The sequence below is a fragment of the Nocardiopsis sp. NPDC057823 genome, assembly GCF_042797335.1.
In the GTDB taxonomy this organism is placed as follows: Bacteria; Actinomycetota; Actinomycetes; order Streptosporangiales; family Streptosporangiaceae; genus Nocardiopsis; species Nocardiopsis changdeensis.
Genome location: NZ_JBHVLR010000003.1, coordinates 238,136 through 262,546 on the forward strand (window position 1 = coordinate 238,136; position 24,411 = coordinate 262,546).

At 72.8% G+C, this 24,411-nt stretch carries 17 protein-coding genes; 9 read left to right on the forward strand and 8 right to left on the reverse strand.

What is annotated here, in order from left to right; all coding sequences use genetic code 11:
• Nucleotides 1-47 precede the first annotated feature (47 nt).
• The 5 genes from ACFVNO_RS07595 to ACFVNO_RS07615 all read left to right on the forward strand — a co-directional run bounded on the left by ACFVNO_RS07595 (nt 48) and on the right by ACFVNO_RS07615 (nt 7,829).
• Entirely contained in the window at nt 48-2,909 is a 2,862-nt protein-coding gene (locus ACFVNO_RS07595) for a glycosyl hydrolase (RefSeq protein WP_378890289.1), read from the forward strand.
• Nucleotides 2,910-3,089: 180 nt separating this feature from the next.
• Complete coding sequence (locus ACFVNO_RS07600; protein ID WP_355267914.1) at nt 3,090-5,576, forward strand: DNA topoisomerase IV subunit A; 2,487 nt, start codon at nt 3,090-3,092, stop codon at nt 5,574-5,576.
• 79 nt (nt 5,577-5,655) lie between these two features.
• Nucleotides 5,656-6,186: a carbonic anhydrase gene (locus ACFVNO_RS07605; RefSeq protein ID WP_355267917.1), complete on the forward strand. Its 531-nt coding sequence runs from the start codon at nt 5,656-5,658 to the stop codon at nt 6,184-6,186.
• Nucleotides 6,187-6,300: 114 nt separating this feature from the next.
• On the forward strand, nt 6,301-6,627 hold the full coding sequence (locus ACFVNO_RS07610) for a tetratricopeptide repeat protein (protein ID WP_220559714.1): 327 nt from the start codon (nt 6,301-6,303) through the stop codon (nt 6,625-6,627).
• Between the two features lie 77 nt (nt 6,628-6,704).
• Nucleotides 6,705-7,829 (forward strand): PLP-dependent cysteine synthase family protein, encoded by a 1,125-nt coding sequence (locus ACFVNO_RS07615; protein WP_355267920.1) that lies wholly within the window; start codon nt 6,705-6,707, stop codon nt 7,827-7,829.
• Nucleotides 7,830-7,904: 75 nt separating this feature from the next.
• Here ACFVNO_RS07615 and ACFVNO_RS07620 read toward each other — a convergent pair whose 3' ends face one another.
• The gene (locus ACFVNO_RS07620) at nt 7,905-10,013 is read right to left on the reverse strand and encodes a type IIA DNA topoisomerase subunit B (protein WP_220559713.1); all 2,109 of its coding nucleotides are present in this window, start codon (nt 10,011-10,013) and stop codon (nt 7,905-7,907) included.
• 489 nt (nt 10,014-10,502) lie between these two features.
• Between ACFVNO_RS07620 and ACFVNO_RS07625 the strand changes: the two genes are divergently transcribed.
• Nucleotides 10,503-10,709, forward strand: coding sequence for a hypothetical protein (locus ACFVNO_RS07625; RefSeq protein WP_220559712.1), 207 nt, complete (start codon nt 10,503-10,505; stop codon nt 10,707-10,709).
• A gap of 82 nt (nt 10,710-10,791) precedes the next feature.
• Here ACFVNO_RS07625 and ACFVNO_RS07630 read toward each other — a convergent pair whose 3' ends face one another.
• Entirely contained in the window at nt 10,792-11,463 is a 672-nt protein-coding gene (locus ACFVNO_RS07630) for a GNAT family N-acetyltransferase (RefSeq protein ID WP_355267924.1), read from the reverse strand.
• A 129-nt stretch (nt 11,464-11,592) separates the two neighbouring features.
• Here ACFVNO_RS07630 and yaaA point away from each other — a divergent pair, with 129 nt between their 5' ends.
• Complete coding sequence (gene yaaA / locus ACFVNO_RS07635) at nt 11,593-12,384, forward strand: peroxide stress protein YaaA (RefSeq protein ID WP_378890296.1); 792 nt, start codon at nt 11,593-11,595, stop codon at nt 12,382-12,384.
• Nucleotides 12,385-12,716: 332 nt separating this feature from the next.
• Here yaaA and ACFVNO_RS07640 read toward each other — a convergent pair whose 3' ends face one another.
• The gene (locus tag ACFVNO_RS07640) at nt 12,717-14,444 is read right to left on the reverse strand and encodes an RNA polymerase sigma factor (protein ID WP_378890299.1); all 1,728 of its coding nucleotides are present in this window, start codon (nt 14,442-14,444) and stop codon (nt 12,717-12,719) included.
• Nucleotides 14,445-14,759: 315 nt separating this feature from the next.
• Nucleotides 14,760-16,799: a SpoIIE family protein phosphatase gene (locus tag ACFVNO_RS07645; RefSeq protein WP_355267933.1), complete on the reverse strand. Its 2,040-nt coding sequence runs from the start codon at nt 16,797-16,799 to the stop codon at nt 14,760-14,762.
• Between the two features lie 562 nt (nt 16,800-17,361).
• Here ACFVNO_RS07645 and ACFVNO_RS07650 point away from each other — a divergent pair.
• Both ACFVNO_RS07650 and ACFVNO_RS07655 read left to right on the forward strand, forming a co-directional pair.
• Nucleotides 17,362-17,661: a hypothetical protein gene (locus tag ACFVNO_RS07650; protein WP_220559706.1), complete on the forward strand. Its 300-nt coding sequence runs from the start codon at nt 17,362-17,364 to the stop codon at nt 17,659-17,661.
• A gap of 207 nt (nt 17,662-17,868) precedes the next feature.
• Nucleotides 17,869-19,461, forward strand: coding sequence for a hypothetical protein (locus tag ACFVNO_RS07655; protein ID WP_355268017.1), 1,593 nt, complete (start codon nt 17,869-17,871; stop codon nt 19,459-19,461).
• A 7-nt stretch (nt 19,462-19,468) separates the two neighbouring features.
• Here ACFVNO_RS07655 and ACFVNO_RS07660 read toward each other — a convergent pair whose 3' ends face one another.
• From ACFVNO_RS07660 to ACFVNO_RS07675, 4 genes are all read right to left on the reverse strand, one after another.
• Nucleotides 19,469-20,248 (reverse strand): tyrosine-protein phosphatase, encoded by a 780-nt coding sequence (locus ACFVNO_RS07660; RefSeq protein WP_255646407.1) that lies wholly within the window; start codon nt 20,246-20,248, stop codon nt 19,469-19,471.
• 50 nt (nt 20,249-20,298) lie between these two features.
• Nucleotides 20,299-21,030: a nucleotidyltransferase family protein gene (locus tag ACFVNO_RS07665; RefSeq protein WP_220559704.1), complete on the reverse strand. Its 732-nt coding sequence runs from the start codon at nt 21,028-21,030 to the stop codon at nt 20,299-20,301.
• A gap of 59 nt (nt 21,031-21,089) precedes the next feature.
• A complete protein-coding gene (locus tag ACFVNO_RS07670) occupies nt 21,090-23,528 on the reverse strand; it encodes an AAA family ATPase (protein ID WP_378890305.1) in 2,439 nt (812 codons plus the stop codon).
• A gap of 166 nt (nt 23,529-23,694) precedes the next feature.
• Entirely contained in the window at nt 23,695-24,405 is a 711-nt protein-coding gene (locus ACFVNO_RS07675) for a ribonuclease HII (protein WP_355267941.1), read from the reverse strand.
• Between the last annotated feature and the right edge of the window lie 6 nt (nt 24,406-24,411).

Here is a 24,411-nt window from a genome sequence, read left to right on the forward strand (position 1 = left end):
AGCGCTCCCATACGCGAACCCCCCGCTGAACCCAGAGAGGCGAACCGATGGACGACAACCACCCGCCCCCCGCCCCCTCCCGACGGTCCCCCGGCCGCGGCACCGCCGCCGTCCTGGCGGCGCTCGCGATCGGCGGCGCGACCGCCCTCACCACCACCGCCCTCACCGCCGGCCCGAACGCGGCCCCCGCCGCGGCCGCGGCCCTGGTCCCGGTCGGCGCCGGGAGCTACGACGACGCCCTCCCCGCCGGCGCCACCGGCCCCTCCGACCTCAACGGGGCGCCGGTCGACCCCAAGGTCACCGAGGATTTCGAAGGACCGGCACCCACCAACGAGTGGTGGTCCTCACTCATCTTCCAGCGCTACCCGGACAACCCCTACGGCGAGAACCTCTACGCCCACCCGGCCACCTACCGGCCCCACGCCGGGGGCCTGGAGATGGGCCACCCCCGCGAACCCCGGCTGGTCGCGGACGGCCTCAAGTACGAGTTCCCGCACACCGCCGACCTCTCCCTGGGCGCCGTCGGCCTGGACTCCCCCGACACCCGGGTCGCCGACAGCGGCGACTGGACCGTGACCGCCCGCTGGTCGGGCGGCCCCACCCTGGACGTCACCATCGGCCAGGGCCTGCCCTTCGCGCACGCCCGCACCGACGGCGGCGACGCCGAGGTGGCCTTCACCGGTTCGCCGGACGTCTGGCACGAGGAGGGCTCGACGGTCGGCGCCACCGTCAACGGCAACCACTACGCCCTCTTCTCCCCCACCGGGTCCCCCTGGACCCGCTCGGGGGACACCTTCACCGCGCCCACCGGGGACGGCGGGCACTACTCCGTCGCCCTGCTGCCCTCGCCGGACGCGCTGGACGACTTCGCCCCCTACGCCCACTCCGCCGTCACCGGCTCCGTCGTCGAGTACGACTACGACGAGGCGGCCGCCACCCTCACCAGCACCTACCGGGTGGAGACCGAGGCACTGGAGGGCGGCGCCGAGGGCACCGTCCTGGCGATGTACCCCCACCACTGGGGCAACAGCGACGACGAGGTCGCCGGCCTGTCCTACGCCTCCCCGCGCGGGGAGATGCGCGTGGCGCTGGGCGGCTCCTTCACCACGGAGCTGACCACACAGGGCATCCTGCCGAGCCTGCCCACCGTCGACTCCGCCGACCACGACCGGCTGCGCCTGCTCATCGACGAGGTCCTCGCCGAGGACGCGCACTTCCCCTCCCCCGGGGACACCTACTGGGACGGCAAGGCCATGGGCCGCCTGGCCCAGCTGGTGCCCATCGCGGACTCCATCGGGTACACCGAGGCCCGCGACGAGCTCCTGGGCCTGCTCAAGGGGCGCGTCGAGGACTGGCTGACCGCCGGGGGCGGCCGCGGCCTGCACTACGAGGCCGACTGGGGGACCCTCCTGGGCTACCCGGACAGCTTCGGCGCCACCACCGAGCTCAACGACCACGACTTCCACTACGGCTACCTGGTCTCGGCCGCCGCCACCATCGCCCGCTACGACCGTGACTGGGCGGCCGAGAACGCCTGGGGCGGCATGGTGCGCATGGTCATCGACGACGTGGCCGCCACCGAGGCCGGCCTCTTCCCCCGCCTGCGATCCTTCTCGCCCTACGCCGGGCACGGCTGGGCCTCCGGCCACGCCGGGTTCGCCGCGGGCAACAACCAGGAGTCGTCCTCCGAGGGCATGCACTTCGCCTCCTCCACCGCGCTCTTCGGCGCGTTGACCGGCGACGAGGAGCTGCGCGACCTGGGCGTCTTCCTGCACACCACCCAGGCCTCCACCGTCACCCGCTACTGGCAGGACCACGGCGGGGAGGCCTTCCCCGACGGGTTCGGCCACGACGTGGTCGGCATGGTCTGGGGCGACGGCGGCGACTACCGCATCTGGTGGGACGGCGGCGACGAGGAGCACTACGGCATCAACTACCTGCCGATCACCGCGGGCTCCCTCTACCTGGGCCACGACCCGGCGCACGCCGGGGCGATGTACGAGTCCCTCGTGGACCGCCTGGGCCGCGAGCCCGAGATCTGGCGCGACATCCACTGGGCGCACCGGGCGCTGTCGGACGGCGACGCCGCCCTGGACATGTTCGAGGCGCAGTGGCAGACCTACGAGCCGGAGGCGGGCGGCTCCAAGCCGCACACCTACCAGTGGATCTCCACCCTGGCCGAGGTCGGCACCGTGGACACGTCCGTCACGGCCGACACCGCCCACTACGCGGTGTTCTCCGACGTCGACGGGCGCGCCTACACCGCGTTCAACCCCGGCGGCTCGCCGATCACGGTCACCTTCTCCGACGGCACCGAACTGGAGGTGGCCCCCAGCACCCTGGCCTCCACCGTCGGCGAGGGCGGCGGGGGCGACCCGGGCGGCCCCGACCCGTCGCCCGACCCCGACCCCGGGGGCGGCGACCTGGGCGACGGCGTGCTGTACCCGAACGGGTCGGACCTGTCGGCCGAGCCCCCCGGCACCGCGGGCGTCATCACGGTCCCCGACGCCGGGGGCGCCAACCGCGACGGCGACCCGCCCGCGGACGCCGTGGTCCTCGAACTGGAGGGTGTGAGCGGTTCCTTCGACGGCGGGGAGACCGCCTTCTCCCTGCCGGTGGACTCCGGGGCCTCGGTCGCCAACGCCGTCCAGGTGCGCGTCGAGTACGACTTCGACGGCGACGGGACCGTCGACCGGACCGAGACCTACCCCTACTTCGCCACCGACGACGTCGCCGGGTGGGAGTCTTACACGCAGGGCCGGGGCCCCTCCTCCGTCTCCGGCGGCTTCGCCGACCTCGACGGCGGGACCGTGCGCCTGAAGATCTGGAGCGCCCTGGGCACGGCCGACTCCAGCGTGCGGACCGGCGCGGACGGGGGTGCCACCCTGACCGTCCCCTTCGGCGGCTGACCCGCGCGACGACACCCCGGCGGCCCCGCTCCGATTCGCTCCCGGAGCGGGGCCGCCCCTCAGTGGGAAGGTCATAAAGCGCCACCGCCACGGACGAAACCCGCCAGTCGCGCGACTCACACACGCCCGACCACGCGCACACGTACGTTTCAGTCTCTGGTTCGGGCCAGAATTACGGACATGGCCCGTACAACTTCCCACCCCCCCGAGGATCTCGCAGAGAAGATCATCGACATCGACGTCTCCGAGGAGATGCGCGGCAGCTTCCTCGAGTACGCCTACTCGGTGATCTACCAGCGCGCCCTGCCCGACGCGCGGGACGGCATGAAGCCCGTCCAGCGCCGCATCCTGTACCAGATGAACGAAATGGGGCTGCGCCCGGAGCGCGGGCACGTCAAGTGCGCCCGCGTGGTCGGTGAGGTGATGGGCCGCCTGCACCCCCACGGCGACTCCGCCATCTACGACGCGCTGGTGCGCCTGAGCCAGCCCTTCGCCATGCGCGTCCCCCTGGTGGACGGCCACGGCAACTTCGGCTCCCTGGGCGGCGACGACGCCCCCGCCGCCATGCGGTACACCGAGGCCCGCCTGGACCGGGCCGCCGAGCTGCTGGTGTCGGGCATCGACGAGGACGTCGTCGACTTCAAGCCCAACTACGACGGCCAGGAGACCGAGCCCGAGGTCCTGCCCGCGGCCTTCCCGAACCTGCTGGTCAACGGCGCCGCCGGCATCGCGGTCGGCATGGCCACCAACATGGCCCCGCACAACCTTGGCGAGGTCATCGCGGCGGCCCGCCACCTCATCGCCCACCCCGAGGCCACCCTGGAGGAGCTCACCGAGTTCGTCCCGGGCCCGGACCTGCCCACCGGCGGCACCATCGTCGGACTGGACGGCATCCGCGACGCCTACCGGACCGGGCGGGGCACGTTCAAGACCCGCGCCACCGTCGCCATCGAGAAGGTCAGCGCCCGGCGCACCGGCCTGATCGTCACCGAGCTGCCCTACAACGTGGGCCCCGAGAAGGTCGTCGCCCGCATCAAGGAGCTGGTGCAGTCCAAGAAGCTCCAGGGCATCTCCGACCTGAAGGACCTGACCGACCGCAACCAGGGGCTGCGACTGGTCATCGAGCTCAAGAACGGCTTCAACCCCGAGGCCGTCCTGGAGGAGCTCTACCGGCTGACGCCGATGGAGGAGTCCTTCGGCATCAACAACGTCGCCCTGGTCGACGGCCAGCCCCAGACCCTGGGCCTGCGCGAGCTCCTCCAGGTCTACGTCGGCCACCGCCTGGAGGTCGTGCGCCGCCGCAGCGAGTTCCGCCGCCGCAAGCGCCGCGAGCGGCTGCACCTGGTGGACGGCCTGCTGGTGGCCCTGCTCGACATCGACCGCGTCATCGCGCTCATCCGCGAGGCCGATGACTCCACCGCGGCCCGCGAGTCGCTGATGTCGGCCTACGACCTGTCGGACATCCAGGCCCGCTACATCCTGGACACCCCGCTGCGCCGCCTGACCAGGTTCGACCGGCTGGAGCTGGAGACCGAGCGCGACCAGCTCAACAGCGAGATCGACGAGCTCACGTCGATCCTGGAGTCGGACAAGAAGCTGCGCCGGGTCGTCTCCAAGGAGCTGGGCGACGTCTCCAAGAAGTTCGCCACCCCGCGCCGCACGCAGCTGCGCGAGAGCGACGGCGTCTCCCGCGCCGCGGTGATCCCGCTGGAGATGGCCGACCAGCCCTGCCACGTGCTCATGGACGTGGACGGGCGGATCGGCCGCAGCCGGGGGGCCGTCCCGCCGCCCATGTTCGAGGGGCTGCGCGTGCGGCACGACGCGATCGCCGTGTCGGTGCCCACCACCTCCCGTTCGGACGTCGGCCTGGTCACCGACCTGGGGCGGATGATCCGCGTACCGGTGGTGGAGCTGCCCGAGCTGCCCGACGAGGGCGAGGAGGCCCCGCCGCTGGCGTCGGGCCTTCCGGTCACCGAGTTCGTCCAGCTGGACGGGGACGAACGAGTCGTCTCGGTGGTGTCCATGGACGCCTCCGGGCCCGGTTTCGTGCTGGGCACCGTCGCCGGCGTGGTCAAGCGGGTCGCCCCGGACTACCCGCCCAACAAGGACGACTTCGAGGTCATCACCCTCAAGGACGACGACCGCGTCATCGGCGTCTCCCAGCTGTCCACGGGCGAGGAAGACCTGGCGTTCGTCACCTCCGAGGCGCAGCTGCTGCGCTTCTCCGCCTCCGCGGTGCGCCCGCAGGGCCGCCCGGCCGGCGGTGTGGCGGGCGTACGGCTGCCGGAGGAGGCCCGCGTGCTGTGGTTCGGCGCGGTGAGCAGCCCCGAGGACTCGGTCGTGGTGACCGTGTCCGGTGCGAGCAGCGCCCTGGAGGGCACCCAGGCCGGAGCGGCCAAGGTCACCCCGTTCTCCGCGTACCCGGCCAAGGGCCGCGCCACCGGCGGTGTGCGCTGCCACCGCTACCTCAAGGGCGAGGACACCCTGCTCATGGCGTGGATCGGCCGGAGCCCCGCGCGGGCCGCCCGCGCCGACGGCAAGCCGGTGCGCCTGCCCGACACGACCGAGCGCCGGGACGGGTCGGGTGAGGCTCTGCCGCGCGCGATCGTTACGGTAGGGAGTGGACGGACCGACTTCGGTATCACGGCCCCGGGTTCCGGGGCCTGAGGAAGTCGCAACATGCCGTGCACACCGACCTGGTTCGATGTGCACGGCATCGTCTTGGGTACGGACTGAGGGGGATCTCATGAGCAACGACAGCACGAGCGGCCCGGCGGGCGGCGCGTTCGACGACGTCATCGCCGCCAACGAGGACTACGCGGCCCGGTATTCGCTGGCCGGGCTCAAGCCCGTCGCCGCGCGCGGCCTGGCCCTGGTGACCTGTATGGACTCCAGGATCGAGCCGCTGGACCTGCTGGGCCTCAAGCCCGGCGACGCCAAGATCATGCGCAACGCGGGCGCCCGGGTGACCGATGACACCCTGCGGACCCTGGTGCTGGCCGTGTACCTGCTGGGAGTGGAGCGGGTGCTGGTCATGCCGCACACCAGGTGCAAGATGGCGTCCGTCCCCAGCGACGACGCTGTGCACGACACCATCATGGAGGAGTACGGGGTGGACACCCGCAGCCTGGACTTCCACACCGACAACGACCAGCTGGGGGCGCTGCGGCACGACCTGGAGCGCATCCGCCACCACCCGCTGCTGCCCGCCGGACTGCCGGTGGCGGGGGCGGTCTACGACGTGGACACCGGCCGGATCTCCCCCGTCGACTTCTGAGGGGGACCCGCGGGCGTGTGCGCCCCCGGTGACCGGGGATCAATCAGGGGAATGCGGTCGTCCCCCCGACCGTTCGACCCGACGACGGCCCCCGTGCCGCCGGGAGGAGCACTCGTGGAAGAGAGCACGTACGACATCTTCAACCGCGCCCGCATGTTCATGGAGCTGGGCGACCCCATCTACGCGGCCAGAACCCTGGAGCCGGCCGTGGAGGACGAGCCCGAGAGCCGTTCCCTGCTGGAGCTCCTGGGCCGCGCCTACTTCCACTCCGCGCAGCTGAACAAGGCGGAGCGGACGTTCCGCCGGATCATCGAGCTCGACCCGGTGGACCACTGGGCGCACATCGCGCTCGCCCGCACCCTGGAACGCCAGAGCAGGCACGAGGAGGCGGCCACCTACCGCCGCATGCACGCGGTGATGTCGGGCGGCTCGCTCGACTGAGGGCCGCACCCCGCCGAGGGCCCCCGGGACGCGAAGTCCCGGGGGCCTCACCGTGTCCGCCCGCTACCCTGCTGGTCATGGCACCTCCGACAGACCCCGACGGCACCCCCTGGGTGGACCGATGCAGCGACTCGCGGCGCTCCTGGGCCGACGAGGCGGTCCGCAAGGTGATCGCGGACGCGAACCGCTCGGCCGACACGCACCTGCACGTGTTCCCGCTGCCCCCCGAATGGGGCATCGACCTCTACCTCAAGGACGAGTCGGTCCACCCGACCGGCAGCCTCAAGCACCGGCTCGCCCGGTCCCTGTTCCTGTACGGGCTGGCCAACGGGTGGATCGACGAGGGCACCACGATCGTGGAGGCCAGCTCCGGCTCCACCGCGGTGTCGGAGGCGTACTTCGCACGGCTGCTGGGCCTGGACTTCGTCACGGTGATCCCCCGCAGGACGAGCCCGGAGAAGATCGCCCTGATCGAGCGCTACGGGGGCCGCTGCCACTTCGTGGACTCCCCGCCGGACATGTACTCCGAGGCGGAGCGGCTGGCCGCGGAGAGCGGCGGCCACTACATGGACCAGTTCACCTACGCCGAACGGGCGACGGACTGGCGCGGCAACAACAACATCGCCGAGTCGATCTTCGAGCAGCTGTCGATGGAGCGGCACCCGTGCCCCGACTGGATCGTGGTGGGCGCCGGCACCGGCGGCACCTCGGCGACGATCGGCCGTTACCTGCGCTACAAGCGGCTGCACACACGGCTGGCGGTGGTGGACCCGGAGAACTCGGCGTTCTTCCCGGGATGGGTGACCGGCGCCGCGGACTACGGCACGGGGATGCCCTCGCGCATCGAGGGGATCGGCCGCCCGCGCATGGAGCCGAGCTTCGTTCCGTCGGTGATCGACCTGATGATGCCGGTGCCCGACGCCGCGAGCATCGCCGCCATGCGCCACCTGTACGACCGGACCGGCCTGTCGGCGGGCGGCTCCACCGGGACCAACCTGTGGGGCGTGTGGCACCTGGTGGCCCGGATGCTCGACGAAGGGCGCCGGGGCAGCGTGGTGACCCTGATCTGCGACGGCGGCGAGCGCTACCGGCACAGCTACTACAACGACGCCTGGGTGGCCGAGCGCGGGCTGGACCCCGCCCCGTACCGGGACGCCATCGACCGCTTCCTCGGCGAGGGCGTCTGGACCCCGCCCGCCTGACCCCGACGGCCCCGGCCCCGGAGTGTCCGGGACCGGGGCCGAGGGGGCCGTGGCGGGCGGGGGCGGCCGCAGGGGCTAGGCGTCGATGCGGGCGACGTCGAGCTCCTGGGCACCCTGCTGGATGAACCGGCGGCGCGGCGCGACCTCGTTGCCCATGAGCAGGTTGAACACGTTCGCGGCCTCCTCGGCCTGCTCCACCCGGATGCGGCGCAGGGTGCGGTACCGCGGGTCCATGGTGGTCTCGGCCAGCTGGTCGGCGTCCATCTCGCCCAGGCCCTTGTAGCGCTGCACCGGCTCCTTCCAGGCGATGCCGCGCTTCTCCAGGTCCAGGAGGGTGCGGGTCAGCTCGGCGTCGGAGTAGGTGTAGATGTACTTGTCCTCGGGCTTGGCCCCCCGCTTGCGGCGGGTGTTGGTGAGCTCGATGCGGTGCAGCGGCGGGACCGCGGCGAACACCCGGCCCGCCTCCAGCATCGGCCGCATGTAGCGGTAGATGAGGGTGAGCAGCAGGCACCGGATGTGCGCGCCGTCCACGTCGGCGTCGGCCATGAGGATGACCCGGCCGTAGCGGGCGGCGTCGAGGTCGAAGCTGCGGCCGGACCCGGCGCCGATCACCTGGATGATGGCGGCGCACTCGGCGTTCTTGAGCATGTCGGCGACCGACGACTTCTGCACGTTGAGGATCTTGCCGCGGATGGGCAGCAGCGCCTGGAACTCCGAGTCGCGGGCCAGCTTGGCGGTGCCCAGCGCCGAGTCCCCCTCGACGATGAACAGCTCGCTGCGGTCCAGCCCCTCGCTGCGGCAGTCCACCAGCTTGGCGGGCAGCGCCGAGTTCTCCAGGGCGTTCTTGCGCCGCTGGGTCTCGCGCTGCTGGCGGGCGGCCAGGCGGGCCTTGGCGGCGTTGACCACCTTCTCCATGACGGTGCGGGCCTTGGCCTTGTCCGCCTTGTTGGTGGAGGTGAGGAATTCGCGCAGCTCCCGGCCGACCACCTGGGAGACGATGCGGGCGGCCGCGGAGGTGCCCAGGATCTCCTTGGTCTGGCCCTCGAACTGGGGCTCGGGCAGGCGGACGGTGACGACCGCGGTGAGCCCCTCCTGGGTGTCGTCCTTGGTGACCGGGTCGTCGCTGTTCTTGAGCAGCTTGACGGCGCGCAGCTGGTCGTTGATGACCCGGACCAGGGCGCGCTCGAACCCGGTGATGTGGGTGCCGCCCTTGGGGGTGGCGATGACGTTGACGAAGGAGCGGACCGTGGTGTCGTAGCCGGTGCCCCAGCGCAGCGCGACGTCCACGTCCAGCCGGCGCTCCACGTCGGCGGGGACCATGTGCCCGGCGTCGTCGAGCACGGGGACGGTCTCGGTGAAGTTGCCGCTGCCCTGGATGCGCAGCACGTCGCTGACCGCGTCGTCGGGTGCCAGGAAGGTGCAGAACTCGCTGATCCCGCCGTCGAAGCGGAACTCCTCCTCGAAGGGCTGCTCCTCGCCCTCCACGCGCTCGTCGCGGACGGAGATGGTGAGCCCGGGCACCAGGAAGGCGGTCTGGCGGGCCCGCTCCAGCAGGGACTCCCGGGCGATCTCGGCGCCCTTGATGAAGATCTGCATGTCCGGCCAGAACCGGATGCGGGTGCCGGTGAGCTTCTTGGCGATCTTGCGGAACTGCTCCAGCCCCGAGACGGCGGTGAACTCGGCGTCGGGCCCGGCCCCCGCGAAGCGGCCGGGGATGCCGCGGCGGAAGGAGAGGCCGTGGGTGTGGCCCTGGCGGTCGACCTCCACGTCGACGCGGGCGGACAGGGCGTTGACCACGGAGGCGCCGACACCGTGCAGGCCGCCGGAGGCGGTGTAGGAGCCGGAGCCGAACTTGCCGCCGGCGTGCAGCTTGGTCATGACCAGCTCCACACCGGAGAGCCCGCTCTTGGGCTCGATGTCGACGGGGATCCCGCGGCCGTCGTCGGCCACCGACACCGAGCCGTCGTTGTGCAGGACGACGTCGATACGCGTGCAGAAGCCGCCCAGGGCCTCGTCGACGGAGTTGTCGATGATCTCCCACATGCAGTGGGTGAGGCCGCGGCTGTCGGTGGAGCCGATGTACATGCCCGGCCGTTTGCGCACCGCCTCAAGACCTTCGAGGACCGACAGGTGCCGGGCGGAATAGTCCTCGGGGTCGTGGACGGCTGCGGTCAAGGCGGTCACTCGGACATCTCCTGCGTCTTGAGGGCCATCGGGGCTCGGATGCGGTGCGTGCCCTTTGTACCGCGCCGCACCGACGAAAAGGGCCAGGCCACGGCGTACGGGTCGGTTCACCTCGTACGCCGGGGAGGGTTCGGGCGGGTTCGTACGGGTCCGGCGGCGGTGCCGGACGGTCGCCCGGGGCGGGTCGGCGGCGACCGGGAACACCGCGGGGAGCGGGGTCGGCGGCGGCCGGAACGGTCCTGCCCCGCGCGAGACTACCACCTCCGGTGGATGCGACCTGGATACTCCCCTTTTCCGGGGATGCGTCGGGCGTTCAGGGGGTACACCAAGGAGTAGAAACGACGAGCGGCCACAAAGGCCCCAAAGGGAGATCTCCAGGCACCAATCAGGCGGATTCCGCTGTCGGCGTACACGGCCCCGGGTTGGGAACGTCTGGGTCGGGTTAGATGTTGTCTGAGGTGACCGACGCCGAGTATTGAGGATGGCGAAGTGACTGGAACCCTTGCCCCCACCCAGCCGCTGACGGCTGCTGACCGTTGCGACCGCTGTGGTGCACAGGCTTACGTCCGGGTGCTGCTGAACTCCGGTGGCGAGCTGCTGTTCTGCGCGCACCACATGCGCAAGCACGACGATTCCCTCCGGAAGATCGCTTCGGACATCCACGACGAGACCGACAAGCTCAACGACGACAAGTAGCGCCGGTCGCACCGCACGGACACGGGCGGCGGCCCCCGACAGGGGACCGCCGCCCGTCGTGTGCCCGGCCCGCGGAGCGGCCTCAGGCCAGGACGCGGTTGTGGTACGCGGACACCTCGGTGAACCCGAAGCCCTCGTAGAGGCGGCGCGCCGCCGTGTTCTCCGTCACCACGCACAGGTAGGCGTCGGTCGCGCCCTTGTCATGGGCCGCGGCCAACAGGTCGGCCAGGATCCCCGAGGCGACGCCCCGGCGCCGGGCCCCGGGGGCGGTGACCATGGCGCAGACCGCCGCCGAGCGCCCCGACAGCACCGCGCAGCCCCGGCCGGCGCCGCCGGGGGCGGTCCCGTACAGCGCGGTGGTCCCGCCCAGGATGCGGGCGACCACGTCCACCCGGGCCGGGCCGTGGGCGAGCCAGTCGGCGCCGGGCGCGGCGGCGACCGCCGTGGTGCCCGGGGCCGGCGGGCGCCCGAGCGGCTCCCGGGCCAGGACCAGTGTGGGCTCCACCACCGCGTACCCGTGGCGTTCCAGGCGCGCGTCCGCCTCCTCCTGCCCCGGCCACACCTGGGCGCAGGGGGTGAGCCCCCGCTCCCGGTAGAACGCGGTGACCTCGGCCGGGTCCGCACCGGGCGCCAGGAGCACGGCGCTGTTGGCGCGCTTGGTCACCCCCTCCGCGGTGCCGAACCGCCAGCCGCCCCGTTCGACGACCTCGAACGCCGGCCAGTCCCGCGCCACCCGCGCCGCCCACTCGTGCACGCCCGCCGCCTCCCTCTCTCCGGAAGCGGCGATCCTAGCGGGCCGCGGGCCCGCCCCGGCCGCCGGGGCGCCCGTCACGCCCTAGCATGTGGACCGTCCACCCCGATCGAACCTGGAGACCGTTCGACCATGCTCATCCTGCTGCCGCCGTCCGAGGGCAAGGCCACCTCCGGCACCGGTCCCGCCGTGGACCCGGAGTCCCTGGTGCTGCCCGCACTGGCCCCCGCCCGCCGGGAGGTGCTGGCGGCGCTGGAGGAGCTGTGCTCGGGTCCGGAGGACACCGCTCTGGAGGTGCTGGGACTCACCCCGGGGCAGGCCGACGCGGTCAAGCGCGACCTGGACGCGGCCACCGCGCCGACCCTGCGCGCCGCCGACCTGTACACCGGCGTCCTCTACGACCGCCTGGGCCTGCCCGAACTGCTCCGGGAGCACCCCGGCCGCGTCCGGGAGCGGGTCCTGGTCTTCTCCGGGCTGTGGGGCGTGGTCGGCCCCGACGACGCGCTGCCGCCCTACCGGCTGTCGATGGGTGTGAAGCTGCCGCCGCTGGGCGGACTGGGCGCCTACTGGCGCAGGGCCATGGCCGGCCCGCTGGGGGAACTGGCCGGGGACCGGCTGCTCGTGGACTGCCGGTCGGCGACCTACGCCGCCGCGTTCAAGCCCCGGGGCGCCGCGGCCGAGCGGCTGGTGTCGGTGCGGGTGCTGCGCGAGCGGGTCGTCGGCTCGGAGGTCCGGCGCTCGGTGGTCAGCCACATGGCCAAGGCCACCCGCGGCGACATCGCCCGGTCGCTGCTGGCCGAGGGGGTCGAGGCGGCCGGCGTGGCGGAGCTGGCCGCGGCGCTGCGGGACCTGGGGCACACGGTGGAGACGCCCGAGGCCAAGGCCGGGGCCCCGCGGGTCCTCGACGTCGTCGTGCGCGACTGAGCCGGAGGGACCGGGAGGACCGGAGACCGCCCCGTCGCTCTGCGTGAGATAACGAACCGGCATCGCGACTTTATCCCGCACCTACAGGCACTGCGCGAGCATGGTCGGTGTCGGATGGACGACGGAACACCTGGGATCGAATCCACCGCGGCCGGGCGGTACCCGGTCAGGTCGGAGCGTGTGGGAACGCGCCGGCCGATGGTGCGGGAACGCGGGCGTCGCCACACCCGTCGACCGACGAAGGCACCGCGGAACCCGTGTGCCCTCCCGTTCAGCGAACGGAAGGGCACACGGGTTCAGGCCGTCTCAGGCCGCGATGTACTCCGGACGGCCTAGTCCAGGTAGTCGCGGAGCACCTGGGAGCGCGACGGGTGGCGGAGCTTGGACATCGTCTTGCTCTCGATCTGCCGGATGCGCTCGCGGGTGACCCCGTAGACCTTGCCGATCTCGTCTAAAGTCTTCGGCTGGCCGTCGGTCAGGCCGAAGCGCATGGAGACCACGCCGGCCTCGCGCTCGGACAGGGTGTCCAGCACCGAGTGCAGCTGCTCCTGGAGCAGGGTGAAGCTGACCGCCTCGCCCGGCTGGATGGCCTCGGAGTCCTCGATGAGGTCGCCGAACTCGCTGTCGCCGTCCTCGCCCAGCGGGGTGTGCAGGGAGATCGGCTCGCGGCCGTACTTCTGCACCTCGACGACCTTCTCGGGGGTCATGTCGAGTTCCTTGGCCAGCTCCTCCGGGGTGGGCTCGCGGCCCAGGTCCTGGAGCATCTGGCGCTGGACGCGGGCCAGCTTGTTGATGACCTCGACCATGTGCACCGGGATGCGGATGGTGCGGGCCTGGTCGGCCATCGCGCGGGTGATCGCCTGGCGGATCCACCACGTGGCGTACGTGGAGAACTTGAAGCCCTTGGTGTAGTCGAACTTCTCCACCGCGCGGATCAGGCCCAGGTTGCCCTCCTGGATCAGGTCCAGGAAGAGCATGCCGCGGCCGGTGTAGCGCTTGGCGAGCGAGACGACCAGGCGGAGGTTGGCCTCCAGCAGGTGCTTCTTGGCGCGGCCGCCGTCCTCGGCGATCCACTCCAGCTCGTCGCGCAGCTCGAAGGAGAGGCCGTCGGCCTCCTCGGCGAGCTTCTCCTCGGCGAACAGGCCGGCCTCGATCCGCTTGGCGAGCTCGACCTCCTGCTCGGCGTTGAGGAGCGGCACCTTGCCGATCTGCTTGAGGTAGTCCTTGACCGGGTCGGCGGTGGCGCCGGCGGCCACCACCTGCGCGGCGGGGGCGTCGTCGTCATCGTCGTACAGGACGAAGGACTCGTCCTCGTTCCCGGTCTTGACCGGGGCGCCGACGGCCTCGGGGCGGGCCGGCTTGAGGTCCTTCTCCGGCACCTCCTCGGCGGTGTCCTCGACCAGCTCCAGCTCGGCGCCGGTGTGCTCGAGGTCGTCGAGGTCGTCCTCGTCGAAGTCCTCCGCGTCCGCGTCCGCCTCCGGGGCGAGCTCCAGGTCCTTCTTGCCCGCGGTCTTGCGGCCGGCGGTCTTCTTGGCCGCGGCGGGGTCCTTGGCGACGGCGGCCTTCTTGGGCGCGGCCGTCTTCTTGGCGGCGGCCGCGGTGGGCTTCTTCGCGGTCGTCGCCTTCTTGGCGGCGGCCTTGCGGACGGGCGCCTTCTTGTCGGCGGCGGCCTCGGCGGAGTCGACGACGGCGGTGACCGTCTCCGGCTGCTCCTGGGCGGCCGCGGCGCGCACCGGCTTGGCGGTCCGGGCCGTGGTGGAGGTCGTGGTGACCTTGGTGGACCTGGTCGAGGTGGTGGACCGCGTGGCCGTCGTCTTGCGCCGCGTGGTCTTGCGCCGGGAGGACGCGGACTCGGGGACGAGTACGGTCACGCCCTCCTTCGCGAGGCTGCGGAGCACGGACTGCGCCTGCGACATCGGGATTTCGGCCTCTTCGAAGGCACGGCGCACGTCCTCGGGCTCAAGATAGCCCTGGGACCGCCCACGCTCGATCAGCTGCTGAATGACGGGCTCTTGCAGTGACTCGGACTGCTTCGAGCGAGTCGAACTGGCAGATGACACAAACACCTCTCGAACGGACGTGTGGCGAGATTGTCGGACCCGGTGGTCCGCCTGGCCGGGACCGGGCACCGCGCCCTCTCCCACCTGCGGCCTGGGATCGTCCCCGCCGGGGCGGGGAAGCCGTTTGTCTTTCAAGCGTATGCGCTCTCGGAGATCATTCCCCGCAGGAGACGCACGGTGAGCGGTCGGCTCTCCGGGCGGCTGCGCGGAATCACCCCCGTGCGGGGCGGAACGGCTTCTTCACTGTAGGCAAAGGAATGGACTTGTTCGTACGGTCCACCGCTCCTCCCCACGGTGTCCTCCTCCGTACGCGACTCAACGGTCGGCGACGGACTCGATCACCGGGAGCTGGACGGCGAGCAGAGTGACGTCATCGTCCTGCTCATACCCTTCGAGCATGCTCTCAACAAGGTACTCCAGCATCTGCTGTGGATCGCCCACCACTTCCGGTGGAGCCGAGGACGCCACGTCGACGAGCTCCTCGAGCCCGGAGTCGACGGACCGTTTGCGGTTCTCGACCAGTCCATCGGAGTAGAGGGCGACGGTGTTACCGGGTTGAACGAAGAATTTGTGGTGTCCTCGCACAGAGGTGATCCCCAGCGGTGTGTCGGGGTCGGTGTCCAGCAGTGAGGGCCGGGTCCCGCCCGCCACGACCAGCGGCGGCAGGTGCCCCGCGTTGCTGAGGTCGAGCTGGCCGGTGACCGGGTCCAGGACGAAGTACACCAGGGTGGTGACCTGGTCCATGGCCTCGGTGGCGCTGAACATGCGGTCCAGCCCGGTGAGGACGTCGGCGGGCTCCGGCATGGAGAACGCCAGTGCGCGCAACGCATTGCGGATGCGGCTCATTCCCGCGGCGGCCGGGATGCCCTTGCCCATGACGTCGCCCAGCACTCCGGCGATGCGCCCGTCGGGCAGCGGGAAGGCGTCGTACCAGTCGCCGCCCACCTGGACGTGGCGGGAGCCGGACCGGTAGTACGCGGCCAGGCGCACCCCGCGCACGTCGGGCAGCTCCTCGGGGAGCAGGCTGCGCTGGAGCTCCTCCGCGGTGTTGTGCTCCTGCTCGTAGAGCGCGGCCCGGCCGATGGCCAGGGCGCACTGCCCGGCCAGGGCCTCCAGGAACACGCGCTCCTCGTCGCCGATCTCGCGCGGCGCGGTGAAGGCCAGGCGCAGCGCCCCGATGGGGCGGCCCGCCACCATCATGGGCAGCGCGGCCCAGGCCCGCTCGGGGGTGAGGCGGACCAGCTCCTCGACCGCGGACGCGTCCTCCAGGAGGGCGGCGAGCCCGGCCGGGTCGGCGGCGGTGCGGGGGGCGCGCTCGGCGATGGCGAGCGCGCTGATCTCGGGGTGGCCCAGCGGGAACGACGCGCGGGGCAGCGGGTGGGCCCCGGCGGCGACGACGGTGTCCAGCCGCGCCCCGTTGCGGTCGAGCAGGACCACGCTGATGTGGTCGGCGCCCACGCCGGAGCGGCCGATCTCGGACATGGCGGCGACGACCTCGTCGACGGTGAGGGCCTCGGCCAGGTCGGAGGTGGCCTGCTGGAGGCGGGCGGTGCGCATGGCCGCCTCGCTGAGCTGCTGGTTGAGCCGGCGGCGCAGCTCGTCGGCCTCGCGCTCGGTGGTGACGTCCACGAGGCTGCCCACCCACTCGACGGGCGCTCCGCCCTCGGTCACGGGCTTGGCCCGGGCCCGGAAGTGGTCGTAGCCGCCGGAGCGGGTGCGCACCCGGAACAGCGCGTCGAACGGGGTGCCGTCCAGGACGGCGTCGTCCCAGGCGCGCTCGACGGAGGCCCGGTCGTCGGGGTGCAGGGCGTCGAGCCAGCCGCGGCCGAGGTAGTCCTGCGTGCTCTGGCCGGTGATGTTGCGCCACTGCGGGCTGTCCTCGTGGACCTCGCCCCGGGCGTCGGCGGTCCAGACGACCTGGTTGCCGATCTGGAGCAGGGCGCGCAGGCGCTGCTCGTCGCGGTGCACGCCGCCGCCGTCGCGGATCGCGATGAGGGCGAGCCGGGGGTCACCGGTGACGGGGTCGACGACGGGGAACCAGGTGAGGTCCCACAGCCGGCCGTCGTCGGTGCGGTGGCGGACGCGGACCACCCGGTCCTCGGCGCGTTCGGCGACCGCCGACCCGGCGGCCGGGACGCCGCAGGCGCGCATCAGCTCGACGGGCTCGTGCCCCGGGCACAGCTCGGGGGCGCGGCCGAGCACCTCGGCGACCAGGCGGTTCGCGGCGATGATCCGCCCGGTGGAATCCATCAGGGCGAATCCGATGGGGGAATCGTCCAGAAGTGCGCGGACCGCGTCGTCCGGAACGGCGTCGCCGTCGGAACGGGGCGGAGGAATGGACGTCTCGGCGCTCACCTGCTCGACACCTCCGCTGAACCCTCGGATTTCCCGACCCGACCGACCGAGCACACGGACCCCTCGTCCCGGGGACCGGACCGCGCGGGGGTGATGTGAATCCGCGGCGCGGTGCCGAAAGGGGATCGGGGGGCTCCACGGCCCTCGGGAGTCACTCCCACGACTCCTCTCGGCCGCTGTCACGGCTCAAGCATAGGACACGCCCGTCCGGGCGCAACGGCCCGCGGGGAGCGGGCCCCGCACGGACGGGGAGGTAAATAGTAGGCCACCGGCGGACCTCGTACGAGGAGACCATTGGTTTTCCACAGGAGGTTTCTCCCGAATTCCCAGGCATCGGGATACTTGTCCGCTTTGGGATCATAGCTTGGAAACAGCTCCGTTATATGCCCGAAACGTCCTTTTCGCCTTGTTGACCTGGGGTGATGGTGGTGTCCGAGTAAACGATGCCCACCTCAGGTTTTATCAACAGCGTGCCGGGAGAGGGGTTGACAGCCCGCTCAGAACAAGTGGAATGGGTGGAGGTCACCGTCCAGGCCATCACCAACCAGGAGTGTGAGCGAGAATGCTCCAGACCTTCCCGGTCCAGGATCTCCGACGGATCTCGGCTCGTCTGCACGACGAGTTCAACGGTCTGTCCCACCGCTGCGTCGAACGGTGCGTCAGCGACGCCTGGAACTGCGCCGAACACCTGGGCATCGCGGTCACGCCGCACCTCGTCGAACGCATCGCCCGCGAGCACCTGGAGGCGATGGTCAACTCGGTGCCGCCCTCCCAGGGCGCGCGCAAAGCGGCCAAAGCTGCCGCCCGGGCCCAGGGGCCGACCCTGTTCGCCGGCCACCGGGTGGTGCCCCGGCCACGGTGATCCGCCCGACCCGCGGCGAGCGGGGCGTGCCCGTCCGGGCACGCCCCGCTCCCCTTTCCGGAGCGGCGGACGCACCGGGAGGAACCGGGTGAAACCCCCGGACCGTGAATCACGGGCCCCCGGCTGTCATACGCTCGGACCGTGCCCTCCCCTACACCTCCCTCATCCGCGAACCCCGAACCGGTTCCCGGCGCCGCCTTCGACGAGATGCTGCGCGCCGCCAGGGCGATGCTCGCCATGCGGCACCCCCTCGACGCCGAGCTCGCCTTCAGCGAGCTGCTCGGCACCTGGTGGGGCGAGCGCGTGCCCGGGCTCGACGTCGAGCGGGTGCTCGGCGAGGGCCTGATCACCCACGCCGCCGCCTCCGGCAAACCCGCCGGACTGGGCGTGCTGGCCGCGGTCGCCGCCCTGGGCACCACGCCCGGCCTGCGCCGCCTCGCCGAGCAGGGCATGATCGCGCTGCGCGGGCAGGGGCTCCAGGTCCCCGAGTGGGCGTCCCAGCTGGGCCGGGTCGTACCGCTGGGCGCCTACGTCAACAGCGACCTGTTCGGGGACACCGACGACGTGGTGTGCGTGTTCGGCCGCGGGGAGGGCGAAGCCGCGGCCGTCCCCGAGCACGCGCTCATCCTGGTGGTGGACCACAACGCCGGCGGGGTGCTGCGCGACGCCTGGGTCACCACCAAGGTCGAGAAGCTCCTCCAGGGGTGCCGGGAGCGGGCCGCCGCCGACGAGTTCACCCGGTTCGCCGAACTGGACCCCGCCCAGGCCCGCAGCCGCCTGGTCCGCGCCCTGCGCGTGACCGAACGGGTGATCGCGGGCGGGGGCGCCGACGCCGCCCCGCTGCCGGCCGGCCCCACCGCCGCCGACCTGGCGGGCGGTTCCCTGGCCGCGCACTTCGCCCTGGCCAACGCCCGGGTGCGGACACTGCCGGAGCCCTGCGGCCGGGACGCGCAGGACGGCGTCCCGGTGTGGCGGCGCGACCGACGGGCGGTGCTGGCCGCCCGCTTCCTGTCCTCCGACGAGGCCGCCGAGCTGTCGGACTCCTACACCGCGAGCCGCTGCGTCGACCACATCATCGCCTACGGCTGCGACGTGGACGCCGGCCGGCCGACGCGGGTGAGCCCCCGCAAGGTGGAGGCGTTCCTGCTGCGCTGGCTGCCCGGCCGGGTGGTGCTGCTGCCCGAGGAGCAGGAGGCCATGCCCCACGTGCTGGCGGCCTGGGTGCGCTGGGCCGGTCCGCGCACCGGCCTGCCCGAGGTCGCCGTCGGGGCGACCCTGGACGCGGTGTGGGAGTCCACCGCCGAGTTCACCAGGGTCTACCGGGACCCCGCCCGACCGCTGGGACTGCGCCAGGAGGCGGTGCGCAGACTGCTGCCCGACGGCGACTTCTCGGCGCTGGCCCGGCGCATGTTCGCGTTCCCGCTGCTGGCCAGCGACCTGATCTCGTGGGCCCCCGAGGAGTTCGACCCGGCGACCCCCCGGGGCCGCCGGGCGCTGCTGCGGCTGGACCACTTCGGCGAGTACGAGGCGGCCACCCCGCCCAGCGGCCGCCACTCCACCGGACAGGACCACTGGTACCGCCCGGTGACCGGCGACGACCCGGACCGGGAGCGGGCACTGGACCGGCACGAGCGGCTGGCCGAGCGGCTGTGGTCCGGGCGCCCCGCCGAACTGTGGTCGGCCGCGCGGCGGCTGCTCGACCGGGGTCGCGACCGGGCCTCGGTCCTGGCCGAGCTGGGCGACGTGCTCGACGCCGCCACCGACGGCGCCGACCTGCGCCGCCGCCTCGACGCCCTGTAGGCGCGGGTCAGGCGACCATGCGGGCGCGCAGGGCGTCCACCGTGGCCCGGGACAGGCCCAGCCCGTCGAAGACGTAGCCGTCGAAGGAGCCGTACACCTCGTCGATGTGGGAGAACGAGGTCTGGAGGTACTCGGCGCGCACCCTGGTCATCGGCACGACCTCCTCCCACTCCAGGCCGCTGTGCTCCGACAGCATGCGCATCCACTTGTCGGTGTTCTCTTGGCGCTCGTTGCTGGCCAGGTAGTCGGCGACCACCGCGGCCCGGTCCACGCCCAGCAGGGTGAGCAGCAGGGCCGCGCCCCACCCGGTGCGGTCCTTGCCGGCGCTGCAGTGGAAGACCAGGGCCGTCGGGCCCTCGGCGGCGCGCTCGACCAGGTCGCGGTAGCCGGTCAGGGCGGCCCCGTCGGTGACCAGCTCGCGGTAGACGCCGAACATGAAGCGCTCGGCGGCGCCGTCGGCGAACATGGCCCGGGCTCGCTCACGGTCCAGCAGGGCCTGGGAGAAGTTGGCCCCGGCCGCGGTCGGGTCCTGCACCGAGATGGCGGTGTAGGCGGCGCCCTCGGGGGTGATGTCCGGCAGGCTCTCCCGCTCGTGGGCGGTGCGCAGGTCGATGAGCTGGCGGATGCCCAGGCCGTTGTAGACCGGCAGGTCCGGCTCGGAGATGGTGTGCAGGGCGTCGGAGCGGTACAGCAGGCCGTGGCGGACCGTGCCTCCCCCGGCGGTCCTGTGGCCGCCGAGATCGCGGAAGTTGGGGGCGCTGGAGAGGATGAAACCGTTGTTCGTCACGAAGGCGACGATACCGACCGCCTCCCCGGCGCCCCGAGCCCGGTTCGGGGTCAGGCCCCCTGCCGCATGGCGGTGATCTCCTCCCCCGCCTCCTTGACGTCCTTGGCGGTGTCCACCCCGCGCCAGAACCCGCTGATGCGGTAGGCGGTGAGCCGCCCCTGCCCGGCCAGGTCGGGGAAGGTGGACGACTCGTGGTCGCCCTTGACCGGCAGCAGCGGGGTGATGCCGGGTTCGAACAGGTACACGCCGGCGTTGATCCACACCGGCAGCAGCGGGCTCTGGGTGAACCCCTCGATCCGGTCCTGGCCGTCGACGTCGACGATGCCCCAGGTGGTGCGGAACTGGGCCAGCGCCAGGGTGGCCAGGCCGCCCTTGGCCCGGTGGTGGGCGGTCATCTCGTCCAGGGGGAACCAGGTGAGGACGTCCCCGTTGAGTGCGAAGTAGGGCGCGTCCTGCGCGGGTAGCCCCTGGGAGGCGTAACGCAGGGCGCCGCCCCGGCCGAGGGGTTCGTCCTCGACCAGGAGGGTGATCTCGGGGCCGCCGTCGCGGGAGGCCAGGTACTCGCGCAATACCTCGGCCTTGTACCCGCAGGAGACCACGACGTGCTCGACGCCGTGGCCCGTCAGCCATTCGAGTTGGTAGTCGATGATGGGCCGTCCGGCCACCTCCACCATCGCCTTGGGGCGGGTGTCGGTGTAGGGCCGCAGCCGGGTGGCCTGCCCGCCGGCCAGGATCAGGGCCTGGGTGACGGGCGCCGCGGAGGTTGAGGGTGAAGCGGTCATGCCCGGACACTAGCAGTACGCGGAATCCGGTGGCCGGTACGCCACCGGCGCCCGCCGGATCAGCTCTGCTGGGTGGCCTCGGCGTAGGCGGAGCGGACGTCGGCACTGGTGAGGACGGTCAGTTCGGCGGCGGTCGCCGCGTCGCCGACCTCCTGGGAGACCCGCAGGTCCCGCTGGGAGCACGCCTTCTCGAACAGGGATCGGGCGAAGCGCCCGTTGCCCAGCTCGTCGATCCACCCCTCGGCGCACACGTGGGAGAAGATGCTGCGCAGGTCCTCCACGGCGGTGTCGTCGAAGGCGTCGCCGGTGCGGGCGGCCAGCGCCTCCGCGATCGCGGTGAGCTCGTCGGCGCTGTAGGACGGGAAGCGGACCCGGACGTTGAACCGCGAGGCCAGCCCCGAGTTGGAGGCCAGGAACCGCTCCATCTCCGCCGGATAGCCCGCCAGCACCACCGCCAGGCGGGAGCGGTCGTCCTCCGCGCGCTTGAGCAGGGTCTGCACCGCCTCGGCACCGAAGGCGTCCCCGCCGCCGTACCCCGGGTTGATCAGCGAGTACGCCTCGTCGATGAACAGCACCCCGCCCAGGGCCCGGTCCACCAGCCGGTTGGTCTTGATGGCGGTGGCGCCCAGGTGCTCGCCCACCAGGTCGGCGCGCTGGGCCTCCACCACGTCGGCGCGGGCCAGCATGCCCAGGGCCGCGAAGACCCGGCCCAGCACGCGGGCGACGGTGGTCTTGCCGGTGCCCGGCGGCCCCGTGAAGACGAAGTTCCGCATGGGCGCGTGGTTGAGCAGCCCCTGCTCCTCGCGCAGCCGGGCCACCCGCAGCTGGGCGACCAGCGAGCGGACCTGGGCCTTGACCGGCTCCAGCCCGATCATGGCGTCGAGCTCGGCCAGGGCCTCCTCGATGCCCGGCGCCTCGCCGAACCCGGGCAGGTGCGCGGTCAGCTCGTCGTAGGCGGTGATCACGTCGGCGGACCGCAGGGTGATGAGCTCCTCGGCCTCGGGCCGGGGCGCGGGCCGGTCGCCCGCCACCCCGGAGGTGACCACCCGCACGTCGCGGGCCTGGGCCGCCTTCTCCACCAGGGAGCGGGCGAACCGGCCGTTGCCCAGCTCGTCGACGGCCTCGCGCTGCACGGCCTGGTCGAGTCTTCGCCGCAGGGTCCGCTCGGCCTCGGCGTCCAGGACGTCGCCGCGCTGGGCGACCAGGCTCCCGGCGATGCGGAACAGCTCGTCGGCGGTGTAGCTGGGGAAGGTGATCCGGGTGGAGAAGCGCGAGGCCAGGCCCGGGTTGGACGACAGGAAGGCGTCCATCTCCTTCTCGTACCCGGCCAGCACGATGACCAGGTTCTCCCGGTCGTCCTCGGCGCGCTTGAGGAGGGTCTGCACCGCCTCGTTGCCGAACCGGTCGCTCTGTCCGTCACCCTCGTTGACCAGGGAGTACGCCTCGTCGATGAACAGCACCCCGCCCAGGGCCCCGTCGATGAGCGCGTTGGTCTTGATGGCGGTGGCCCCCAGGTACTCCCCCACCAGGTCGGCGCGCTGGGCCTCCACCACGCGGGCCGTGGGCAGCAGCCCGAAGGAGTGGAAGATGGTGGCCAGGGTGCGGGCCACACTGGTCTTGCCGGTGCCGGGCGGGCCGGAGAAGACCAGGTGGCGCAGCGGCCGCTCGACCGGGAACCCGGCGTCGGCGCGCAGCCGGGCCGCCTCGATGGACGCGGCCAGCCCGCGGACCTGCTGCTTGACCGGGTCCAGGCCGATCATCGCCTCCAGCTCGGCCAGGGCCTCGTCGACCGGCACCGGCTCGCCTCCCCCCTCGGCCGCCGCGCGCCCGCGGGCGGGTGCCGCGGGCCGGGAGGCGTCGGCGCGGCCCTTCACACGTTCGGGGCGGGCGCCGCGGGAGACCGGGCGGGTGTCGGCCTGGGCGCTCTCCCGGGCGGCCTCGGACTCCTTGCGGATCTGCCGGGACGCGGACAGCCGCCACAGCAGGCAGGCGCCGGCGGCGGCGTAGAGCGCCCCGATCCCCCAGGAGGAGGGCGGCGTGGGGGCGACCATGCCGACCAGGGCCAGGGAGAAGCCGAAGACGAGGCCCGCGGTCAGGGACAGCGCGGCGGTGTGCCAGACCGGGAACTCGCGCACGGCGGCGGCCGCCGCCACGACCGGCAGCGGCAGCAGCAGGACGAGCAGGGTGACCGGCTCCCCGGCCAGCGGGAGCTGGAAGAGCGGGAAGGCGACCGCGGTCCAGATCAGGCAGACGACCACGGTGACCAGGGCGTCGGCCGAGCGCATCAGCGCGGCGAAGAGCAGGATCAGGGCCAGCGCGACCGAGACCGCGGTGACCACGGGCACCGAGGCGACCAGGGCGGCGAGCGCGACGACGGCGAGCACGGCCACCCCGGCGACCAGCCGTCTGGCCGGGGGGACGGCCCGGTACCTGGTGCGCAGGCGTTCCAGCCCGGAAGGTCCGGGGACCTCGGTACCGGGGCGCGTGTCGCGCGTCATCGGTGCCCCTTCCTGCGTGGGGGTCCGGAGGCGGGCCTCCGGCCGGGGGTCGCTGGCCGGAGGGGGGTCGAGGGGTCGACGCCACGCCTTCAGCCTTGCCCCAACCGCCCCCGGTTGTCCAGTGCGGGGCGGCGTGTCGCACCGCGCACCGCGGGGGCGCGGGCGGTCACAGCAGGGGGATCTGGCCCCCGGGGCCGGGCCGGGGCCTGCGCAGGTGGCTCCACCGGGGCAGGTCGTCGAGGTAGGACCAGCTCATCCGGTGCTGCGGGGTGGGGCCGTGTTCGGCCAGGTGGGCGCGGTGGACGGGCGAGGGGTACCCGGCGGCCCGCTCGAAGGCGTAGCCGGGGTGCAGCTCGGCGAGCTCGGCCATGTGCGCGTCGCGGCGGACCTTGGCCAGGATCGCGGCGGCGGCGACGCTGACGCAGGTGAGGTCGCCCTTGACCTGGGTGCGGACCCGCCAGGGGCGGCCGATGAAGTCGTGGGAGCCGTCCAGCAGGACGGCGTCCGGGCGGACGGTGAGCCCCGCCAGGGCCCGGCGGGCGGCGCGGCGCAGGGACTCGGTCATGCCGACCTCGTCGATCTCGGCCGCCTCGGCCCAGCCGAAGGCGTGGTCGGCCACCCAGGGTTCCAGCCGGGCGGCCAGGTCGCGGCGGCGCGCGGGGGTGAGGCGCTTGGAGTCGGTCAGGCCCGCGGGCGGCTCGCCCTCGCCGGGGACGGCGGCGCAGACCAGCAGCGGCCCGGCCCAGGCCCCGCGCCCCACCTCGTCCATTCCCGCGACGACGCGCGCCCCGGCGGCGCGGAGCTGCTCCTCCACCTCGTAGGTGGGCGCGGCGGGGGCCGCGGCGGGTGCCTTGGCGGCGGGCTCGGAGATCGACACGCCCCC

Bases quoted from the DNA above. Each gene is read 5' to 3' on its own strand.
- ACFVNO_RS07595 (WP_378890289.1), top strand. From the start codon at position 48: ATGGACGACAACCACCCGCCCCCCGCCCCCTCCCGACGGTCCCCCGGC.
- ACFVNO_RS07600 (WP_355267914.1), top strand. From the start codon at position 3,090: ATGGCCCGTACAACTTCCCACCCCCCCGAGGATCTCGCAGAGAAGATC.
- ACFVNO_RS07605 (WP_355267917.1), top strand. From the start codon at position 5,656: ATGAGCAACGACAGCACGAGCGGCCCGGCGGGCGGCGCGTTCGACGAC.
- ACFVNO_RS07615 (WP_355267920.1), top strand. From the start codon at position 6,705: ATGGCACCTCCGACAGACCCCGACGGCACCCCCTGGGTGGACCGATGC.
- yaaA (WP_378890296.1), top strand. From the start codon at position 11,593: ATGCTCATCCTGCTGCCGCCGTCCGAGGGCAAGGCCACCTCCGGCACC.
- ACFVNO_RS07650 (WP_220559706.1), top strand. From the start codon at position 17,362: ATGCTCCAGACCTTCCCGGTCCAGGATCTCCGACGGATCTCGGCTCGT.
- ACFVNO_RS07655 (WP_355268017.1), top strand. From the start codon at position 17,869: ATGCTGCGCGCCGCCAGGGCGATGCTCGCCATGCGGCACCCCCTCGAC.
- ACFVNO_RS07665 (WP_220559704.1), bottom strand. From the start codon at position 21,030: ATGACCGCTTCACCCTCAACCTCCGCGGCGCCCGTCACCCAGGCCCTG.
- ACFVNO_RS07670 (WP_378890305.1), bottom strand. From the start codon at position 23,528: ATGACGCGCGACACGCGCCCCGGTACCGAGGTCCCCGGACCTTCCGGG.